Source organism: Parcubacteria group bacterium, from assembly GCA_041657845.1.
Classification (GTDB): Bacteria; Patescibacteriota; Minisyncoccia; order Moranbacterales; family JAKLHP01; genus JAKLHP01.
This window is the reverse complement of record JBBABD010000044.1, coordinates 1-5,415: the sequence shown is the minus strand read 5'-3', so window position 1 is coordinate 5,415 and position 5,415 is coordinate 1. Positions and strand designations below refer to the sequence as shown.

Sequence of the window (5,415 nt, the reverse complement as noted above, 5' to 3'; positions counted from 1 at the left end):
ATCGTGCGAACTCCACGGGGAAGGAAGCGCGTCAGGCTCAATCGCCGCAGAGGTCCACGGGGAGGCCGATGCCGACGCCTCCCGCGCCTGCGAGCTTGCCGGCGTGTTATCCGCCACCGCCTCCCGCGCCTGCGAGCTTGCCGGCGTGTTATCCGCCACCGCCTCCCGTTCCGCCGAACTCCACGGCGAGGAGTCCGTGTCCGCGTCACGCTCGGCTGAGGTCACGGGCGAGCTGTCTGACGGCGCGGCGCGTTCTGCGGAGCTGACCGGCGAAATGAACCATCCGCGCACGTCGTTCGCGAATGGGGGGGGCGGATCATGGGATACGGTGGTGGCGGTGGCGATAGACCACGCCAAGGTTCCATCAGACCTCACCGACTTCCAGCTCTACGTCCGGCTGTCAGACCTAGGCGACGCCTTCTGGGACGCCGTTCAGGACGGCGGCGCTGACATCCGCGTCACGGACATTGGCGGCGTCGAGCTGGCCCGCGAGGTGGTGTCGTGCGCGACCGCCACCAAAACCGGCGAGTTGTGGGTCAAGGTTCCGTCGGTTTCGTCAAGCGCCGACACGGTGATAAACATTTATGTCGGTGACGGTTCGGCCTACGACTATGCCCCGACCGACACCTACGGGGCGCAGGCGGTGTGGGGCGCTTCGGCGAAATACGTCGGGCACTTCGAGGTGGATGCGGATGACAGTTCGGCGGCGGGGACTACTGCTACCGTATCTGGGGCTTCACCAACGAGCGGTAAAATAGGAGACGCCTACAATTTCGGGGGGGTAACTCCGACCAGCATAGACACGAACTATACTTTTGCCACGGCGGACAAGTTCGAGCTTTCGTTCTGGGTTAAGAGGACGGCGGTTTTTGCCTCGAACATTGCTTGGTGTGACCGATTCAATTCCTATTCTAACAACGTCGTCATCGAGTGCCGTGATACTGACTATCTTCGCTTTAGGTATGGTGGCAGTGGGACCGGACACGTTCTTGATACTCGCCTTGCTTTAGACGAATGGACTCACATCGTCTGGCAAAACGACGCCCGTGTTGACTTGGGTGGTGGTAATTACTCCTACACCTACAGGTTATACGTTAACGGGGTCAAGAAAGAAACGACGTTTCTAATCGCGGACGCAAAAACAGTGTCTGGTGCTTTCGATATCGGGAAAAGCTCAGGAGCGTCGCCGTATGTCGACAATGATGATGTCAGGTTGTCAACTGCCCATGAGACTGACGCCACCATCGCCGCCGAATACGCCAACCAGAGCGACCCGGGGACGTTCTACGCCGTCGTCCGCGACGACAGCAACCGCTCCGCAGAGCTTCACGGCGAGGACGGGGCTGACGCAAACTTCGCCGCCGAACTGCGCGGTGAGGATACCGCCTCCGCCGACGTCGCCGCAGAGATACGCGGAGAGGCCGGAGCGGACGCGGCGCGCGCGTGCGAGCTTGCCGGTGAGGTGCGTTCCGACGCCTCCCGCCACGCGGAGCTTCACGGGGAAGGCGCGTCTTCGGCTTCCATTGGCGCGGAAGTCAGCGGCGAGGCCCACGCCTCGGCAGGCAGGAGCGCGGAACTCCGTGGCGAGGACTCCGCGTCCGGTTCAGTCGCGGCAGAGCTACACGGCTCTCTCACCGTCTCCGCATCGCGTGACTGCGAACTTCACGGCGAGGACTCCGCGTCAGGTTCCGTCGCCTGCGAGGTCGTCGGCATGACGACCCCATACCCATACGTCCGCAGGCCGTCGCCGTATACCCGCTACGCCGGGCACTAACCACCGAAACCATGAAAGGCTACACGACAATCGCGAAAATCGAGGCATACCTCACGACCGAGATTGAGGCCGCGTTCCAGCCGAACGTCACGGCCTTCATCGAGGCGGTCGAGGACGAGATTGACCGCATCACGCACCGCAACTTCATCGCCGACGCGGTGGCGAGTGCGCGCACCTACGACGCCGACGGCGGCCGCGAGCTGTTCATCGACGAGGCGGTGGACGTGTCCGAGGTGAGCGTCGACGACGTGGTTCAGGCGGAGGGCGCCGACGAGGACTACGACCTCATGCCGGCGAACACGACCCCGAAGCGCGTGATCAGGTTCTTCGGCGGCCTGCCTAGGCTCTACGGCGGGGTCGAGGTGACGGCCAAGTGGGGCTTCTCGGTCGCCGGCCCCGCCGCAGTCTCCCACGCCGCGACCGTCCTCGTGGCCGACAAGATAAGCAAGGCGTTCCCGCTCGACATGCAGGACGAGAGCATCGGGCGGTATTCGGCCTCCTACAGGCTCCCAGAGGACGTGAAGCAGGCCCACGAGACCCTCAAGGCCTTCACCAAGCCGCTCCTATGAGGCGGCACTTCGACAGGGAGCTCATGCTTTACCGCAACACGTCCGGCTCCTTCGACCTCGTGGAGGCCTTCAAGTGCGAGCTCCAGCCCCTCGACGACGCCAACACGCAGGACGTGGAGGGCGCGATAGGGCGGGAGTGGCTCGCCTTCGCCGACTACGCCGACGTGCGCGAGAACGACCGCGCCGAGATTGACGGCGTGACCTACCGCGTCGTCGGGGTCGAGAGGCTGACGTGGCGCGGGACGGACAGGCACTGCGAAATCCGCTTGAGGCAGAACCTATGATGACAGTCACCGTCACCGGACTGGACGAGGCGGCGAGGAAGTTCGCCGCCGCGCCGGACAAGCTCGCGGAGGGCCTCGGCAGGGCCGTGCGTGAGTCCGTGCGCGACCTCCACCGCGAGGCCGTGCGCGAGGCGCCGGTCAACAGGCAGTCGGGCGGCGGCAACCTTCGGCAGATGATAGGCTCGCGCGCGTCGGGGCTGTCCGGCTCGGTCGAGTCCAAGGCGAAGTATTCGGCCTACGTCCACGAGGGAACGCGCCCGCACGTCATCGTCCCCCGCAACGCGAAGGTGCTGGCGAACAGGCGCACCGGCCAGTTCTTCGGGAGGAAGGTCAACCACCCGGGCACCAGGGCAAACCCCTTCCTGCTCCGCGCGCTAGGCAACGTGAAGGACAGGATAGCGGCGCACGTCGAGGCCGCCTTAAGCAAAATCCTCCTATGATGATAGAGTTGAAGCAGAGGGTGGTGTCCACCCTAGAGGCGATTGCCTCGGTCAAGGAAGTCGTCGACGCCCCGTCCACCGACTTCACCGCCTTCCCCGCCGCCACCGTCGCCATGCGCGGGGGCAGGACGGACAGGCTGGACACCCACCGGAACGACAAGGAGACGCGCTTCGAGGTCAAGCTGTGGACCGACCCGGCACAGGGGAGGCCCGCGAGCGAGGATGACCTCATCGCCCTCATCGACGAGGTCACCGCGACGTTCGAGGACGACAGGTGCTTCGGCGGGCTGGCCACGATGAGGACGGTCGAGTGGGAGAAGTCCACGCAGACCGGCACCGGCTCCTTCGACTTCGCGACGATCACGCTGACCATTAAATCCACGACGCTGATAACATGAACATGAGATACCGAAACGACACGGGGCGCACGCTCCGCCTCGCGGGGATAGGGACCATAGACCCCGGGCGGGAAATCACGTTCGAGAAGGCGATAGGCTCCCCGCTCCTGACGCGCCTCCCCGACGAGAAGAAGGGCGACAAGGACGAGAAGGGCGGGAAGCCGGAGGACGGCGTGAAACCCGAGAAAAAGAGGGAGACTAACGAGACAAAGTAACATATGCCTTACCTAGGAGAAACCGGCTACCTCGCCGTAAAGCCGCAGGCCTCTGCCACCGTCGCCGTCCTGCCGACCACCTTCATCCCGCTCGTTTCCGAGAGCGTCACCCTCGACCCCAACCTCACCGCCGACCGCCGCATGAAGGGCGTCGCGTGGGAGTCCGACGACCTCCTGCGCGGGGCCTACACCGTCGCCGGGGACATCGTCGCCCTCGCGGACGTGGAGGCGTTGGGCCATTTGCTCAACATGACCTACGCGAAGGGCGTGACCACGGGCGACGCCGTCGACGGCTACACCCACCCCTTCGCGCCCGGGGAGGCCGACTACTACACCCTCGAAATCGGGCTGGGCGGCTTCGCGCGGCGCATCTTCGGCGCGAAGGGCGCCAGCCTCGCCCTCTCGAACGACGACGGGCGGCTGTCCGCCACCGTCGGCATCGTCGCCATGGGCCAGTTCGTGAGCGGCGCGCTCAAGGACGCGCTCGCGGGGGCCGTCACCTCGCTCGAGCTCTCCGACTCGGAGGTTCGCGGCCCGGCCCTCGGCCTCGCCGTCGACGACGTGCTGGTCATCGGCTCGACGGAGGTCACGATAACCAACATCACGGGCAACGTCATCAGCTTCGGCTCGACTTCCGTCACCGCCTCGGCGGGAGACCCCGTCTACCTCAAGGCGCAGGCCGTCGACCTCACCTCCTACGTCCCGCTCTCGATGTGCGGCACGCTGGTCGGCACGGGCGACGACGAGACCGCCGCCACGGCCGCCGCCGCGACCCGCGCGACCGCCACCCCGTGCTACGACCTCAACCTGACCCTCGACAACGGCCAGCTCTCCGCGCCGGCCTCCGGCTACTGCGGCCCCGCCGCGATATTCAACGGCACCCTCTCCGCGACGCTCGCGGTCAAGCGGCTGTTCGAGACGCCGGAGCAGGCCCACGACTTCCGGCACCGCGTCGCCAAGGCCTACACCGTCATCTCGACAGGGCAGGCCATCGGCTCCGGCGCGGAGAGCCTCACGGTGAAGCTCTACCGCACGAAGATGACCGAACTCACGGACGCGCTCACCCTCGGCGACTTCATCCACGACGAGCTCACCGCCCACGCCCTCTACGACAGCGTGACCGCGAAGACCGTCGAGATAACCTTGGTCAACCGCACCGCGGGAACCAGCTACTAGACCTTATGGCGAAACTCGAAAACAGGAAGAAGGTCACCCGCATTGACCTAGGCGACGGCGACTGGGCCGAAATCCCGGAGGTCATCAGCTTCGGCACGGCCGCCAGCTTCGCGGAAAACGCCAACGACGCCGCCAAGGTAATCCTCTCCGTCGTGACGGCGTGGAGCGTCACCGAGGACGGGACGCAGGTGGAGCTGAACGAGGCCAACGTCCGCCGCCTCGACATCGCCACCGTCAACGTCCTCATCGAGGCCATCGGCCAGAAGACCTCGCTCCCAAAAGTTCCGAGGCCCGAATAAGGAAGGCGGTGCGCTCGGGGTCATCGTGCCCCGAGCTCACCGACTACCTGATGAGCGAGAAGTTCGGGCTGGACTGGAAGGACGAGGACGTGAGGCGCATGGCCGCGTTCAGGATAATCCTTTCCGAGCTGAACGCCGGGCCAATCGTAAAACACAAGACACATGCCTGACACGCAAGTCCGAGCCGACATCATCATCAACGGAACCGACAACGCGTCGGCGACTTTGGCGAAGGTGAAAAAATCGATGGACAGCGTGAA

8 protein-coding genes are annotated in these 5,415 nt (G+C 65.1%); all 8 read left to right on the top strand.

Going from position 1 to position 5,415, the window contains the following annotated elements; all coding sequences use genetic code 11:
• On the top strand, window positions 1-1,774 hold a 1,774-nt coding region (locus WC906_04925; GenBank protein ID MFA5777756.1), incomplete at its 5' end, for a DUF2341 domain-containing protein.
• An 11-nt stretch (window positions 1,775-1,785) separates the two neighbouring features.
• Window positions 1,786-2,343, top strand: coding sequence for a hypothetical protein (locus tag WC906_04920; protein ID MFA5777755.1), 558 nt, complete (start codon window positions 1,786-1,788; stop codon window positions 2,341-2,343).
• Window positions 2,340-2,627, top strand: coding sequence for a hypothetical protein (locus tag WC906_04915; GenBank protein MFA5777754.1), 288 nt, complete (start codon window positions 2,340-2,342; stop codon window positions 2,625-2,627). Before WC906_04920 ends, WC906_04915 begins: the two co-directional genes overlap by 4 nt.
• Complete coding sequence (locus WC906_04910) at window positions 2,624-3,067, top strand: HK97 gp10 family phage protein (GenBank protein ID MFA5777753.1); 444 nt, start codon at window positions 2,624-2,626, stop codon at window positions 3,065-3,067. The genes WC906_04915 and WC906_04910 overlap by 4 nt, the downstream gene beginning before the upstream one ends.
• Window positions 3,064-3,465: a hypothetical protein gene (locus tag WC906_04905; GenBank protein ID MFA5777752.1), complete on the top strand. Its 402-nt coding sequence runs from the start codon at window positions 3,064-3,066 to the stop codon at window positions 3,463-3,465. The genes WC906_04910 and WC906_04905 overlap by 4 nt, the downstream gene beginning before the upstream one ends.
• Window positions 3,462-3,680, top strand: coding sequence for a hypothetical protein (locus WC906_04900; protein ID MFA5777751.1), 219 nt, complete (start codon window positions 3,462-3,464; stop codon window positions 3,678-3,680). Before WC906_04905 ends, WC906_04900 begins: the two co-directional genes overlap by 4 nt.
• A gap of 3 nt (window positions 3,681-3,683) precedes the next feature.
• Complete coding sequence (locus tag WC906_04895; protein MFA5777750.1) at window positions 3,684-4,856, top strand: hypothetical protein; 1,173 nt, start codon at window positions 3,684-3,686, stop codon at window positions 4,854-4,856.
• 5 nt (window positions 4,857-4,861) lie between these two features.
• On the top strand, window positions 4,862-5,155 hold the full coding sequence (locus WC906_04890; GenBank protein ID MFA5777749.1) for a hypothetical protein: 294 nt from the start codon (window positions 4,862-4,864) through the stop codon (window positions 5,153-5,155).
• The last annotated feature ends 260 nt before the right edge of the window (window positions 5,156-5,415 follow it).